This window comes from Bradyrhizobium sp. LB11.1, from assembly GCF_040549385.1.
Classification (GTDB): domain Bacteria; phylum Pseudomonadota; class Alphaproteobacteria; order Rhizobiales; family Xanthobacteraceae; genus Bradyrhizobium.
In genome coordinates this window covers 1-1,284 of record NZ_JBEPTH010000059.1, presented here as the reverse complement: position 1 = coordinate 1,284, position 1,284 = coordinate 1, and the positions used below count along the sequence as shown (strand labels likewise).

The window sequence follows — 1,284 nt, the reverse complement described above, 5'->3', positions numbered from 1 at the left end:
CAGTCTGCTGAAAAACCCCTCGCCAGGGAGGGGACTTGATGATTCACTTTATCATCTCGAATCGGCGGAGACGATCATGCGCGGCAGGTTTACGGATCAGGGCGGCCTGTTTTCGTACATCGCGCCGGATAAGCGAGTGCCAGCGAACCATCCGCTGCGGAAGGTCCGGGAACTTGTCCGGGATGTTTTGAATGATTTGAACCGCAGCCTTGGAAAGCTATACGCCAGCGAGGGACGTCCTTCGATCCCTCCGGAGCAATTGCTGAGCGCCTTGCTGCTGCAGGTGTTCTACGGCATCCGCTCGGAACGCCAGCTGATGGAGCAGCTGGACTACAATCTTTTGTATCGCTGGTTCGTGGGACTGTCGCCGGACGATCCGATCTGGGACCCGACTACCTTTACCAAGAACCGGGAGCGGCTGCAGAACGGCGATGTGTTCACGAAGTTCATGACCAGGCTTCTGAACCATTCTCAGGTCAAGCCGCTATTGTCGGACGAGCATTTTTCGGTGGACGGAACGCTGATCGAAGCCTGGGCTTCGCAGAAGAGTTTTCGCCCCAAGGACGGCAGCGGCGACGATGATGACGGCGCCAACTTCCATGGCCAGAAACGCAAGAACGACACCCATGCGAGCACCAGTGACCCGGACAGCAGGCTTTATCGCAAGGCGGCCGGACGGGAGGCCAAGCTTTGCTATATGGGCCACGCCACCATGGAGAACCGGCATGGGCTGGCGGTGGCCGGCAGGGTCACGCATGCCAATGGCACCGCCGAACGCCGGGCTGCGGAGGTCATGCTGAAGGCGAGACGCAAAGCCGCAGGTCGCCGCATCACGGCTGGTGAGGACAAGGCGTACGATACGGCCGATCATGTCGCCAATCTTCGCGCCATCGGCGTGACGCCGCATGTGACACAGAACCAGGCCATCACCAAAACCGGCAAGAACCGTAACAGCGCGATCGACGAACGAACCACCCGGCATCCGGGATACGGCATGTCGCAATCGCGCCGGGCGATGGTCGAGTGCATTTTCGGATGGGGCAAGCAGCATGGCACCATGCGCAAGACCAAACATCGGGGCATCGCTCGCGTCGCCGCCGACTTCCTGCTTAATCTGATCGCCTATAACCTGATCCGAATTCCCAAACTGCTCGCCGCATAGCCACCCCGCGCCGGGGCACACTCAATACCAAGCTAGAAATTACATCCAACTCTACCGCGCCGCTCCAAAAACGATCGGCGGAAATATGAAAATTCTCCATTTCAAGGTTTTTCAGCAGACTG

1 protein-coding gene is annotated in these 1,284 nt (G+C 58.8%); it reads left to right on the top strand.

The genetic code is table 11. The features are described from left to right. Positions 1-76 precede the first annotated feature (76 nt). Positions 77-1,162 carry an IS5 family transposase gene (locus ABIA96_RS36570; protein ID WP_354141724.1) on the top strand — a complete coding sequence of 362 codons (1,086 nt, stop codon included), beginning with the start codon at positions 77-79 and terminating at the stop codon, positions 1,160-1,162. Positions 1,163-1,284: the final 122 nt, after the last annotated feature.